The sequence below is a fragment of the Acidovorax sp. KPB24-03 genome (genome assembly GCF_057546605.1).
Genome location: NZ_BAAJYR010000679.1, coordinates 1 through 1,275, shown reverse-complemented (window position 1 = coordinate 1,275; position 1,275 = coordinate 1). Strand labels below are relative to the sequence as shown.

Annotated in this window: 2 protein-coding genes; both read left to right on the top strand. The window is 70.1% G+C overall.

From position 1 onward, the window contains the following. Positions 1-193 precede the first annotated feature (193 nt). Positions 194-454, top strand: a complete 261-nt coding sequence (locus tag AC27KI_RS25145; RefSeq protein ID WP_272568362.1) for a hypothetical protein — start codon at positions 194-196, stop codon at positions 452-454. Positions 455-640: 186 nt separating this feature from the next. Then, a partial coding sequence (locus AC27KI_RS25140) for a radical SAM family protein (protein ID WP_487091185.1) occupies positions 641-1,275 on the top strand: 635 nt, incomplete at its 3' end.

Here is a 1,275-nt window from a genome sequence, read left to right as displayed (position 1 = left end):
ATTGTGCTGGAGGCCAAAAAACACCCAAACCGTTGCCGAGCGCAGCACCGTGACCTCCTGTCCGGCCGTGCTTGTGCTGCACCGCGTTGTGGCCTACCGTGTGCCTTCCCTGAGGGCGGCAGCCTTGGCGCCACGGATTCGATCCCCGAGTTCCGGCCGGTGCGCGCGCCAGCCCTGTGAAGAAAGTGCGCATATGAACGTCGTGTTCCTGGGCAAGGTGGCGGAACAGCCCCTGCCGTTCACCACCTCCGACCCCGAGGAAATCCAGCATTTCGAGCTGCTGCGCGCCGCTGGCCTGCTGACGGGCACCACCGCCGTGGAGGAGGAGGGCGGCCCGGTCTGCGCCCGGATCACGGGCTTCACCGAGGAAGGCCGCGCGCTGCAGGCGCTGGATGTGCAATTGCAGCGCATGCACCTGCGCGGCCTGCTGCGCCGCCTCTCCCTGGCCGCGTGAACCGCAGGCGGTAGCCCGGGCCAGTGCAGGCCCACGGCATCGGGGCGAACGGCGCCTGGCGAAGGGGCGGGAGACATCCCGAGCGAACGGCGCTAATATCTGTGTTTATATACAGTCTTTGGCTGGCCGCAGGCAGGCGTCGAACCGGCGCCGCCCCTGGCCCAGCCCGCAGCCGAGGCGCCGTCCATGTCCGAATTCCAGATCCCACTGCACGCCATCAAGGGGCGGGGCGCCGCGACGCGGATCCCGCACCGTTTCCTGCGCGATGCGCGCGACGCCTTCGACGATGGCTGGGCCGGGCCCGGCGAAGGGCCGGACGCCGCCGCCCCCCAGGCCACGCGCGTGGTGCTGGAGACCGCGCGCAGCGCCATCTGCGCCAACGACTCGCCGGACATCTTCTTCGAGCACTCGGTCAACCCCTACCGCGGGTGCGAGCACGGCTGCATCTACTGCTACGCGCGGCCCACGCATAGCTACCTGAACCTGTCGCCGGGGCTGGACTTCGAGACGCAGATCATCGCCAAGCACAACATCGCCGAGGTGCTGCGCGGCGAACTGGCCCGGCCCGGGCATGTGCCGCAGCTGCTCAACATCGGATCCGCCACCGACTGCTACCAGCCCGTGGAGCGCGAGCTGCGCCTGACGCGCGGGCTGATCGAAGTGCTGGGCGAGGCCCGCTACCCGTTTTCGGTCATCACCAAGTCGAGCGGGGTGGAGCGCGACCTCGACCTGCTCGCCCCCCTGGCCCGCGACCGCCTGGCCGCCGCCTACGTGACCATCACCACGCTGGACGCCGCGCTCGCCCGCCGCCTGGAGCCGCG

Excerpts from the sequence above, each read along its gene's own strand:
- AC27KI_RS25145 (WP_272568362.1), top strand. The coding sequence starts at position 194 with ATGAACGTCGTGTTCCTGGGCAAGGTGGCGGAACAGCCCCTGCCGTTC.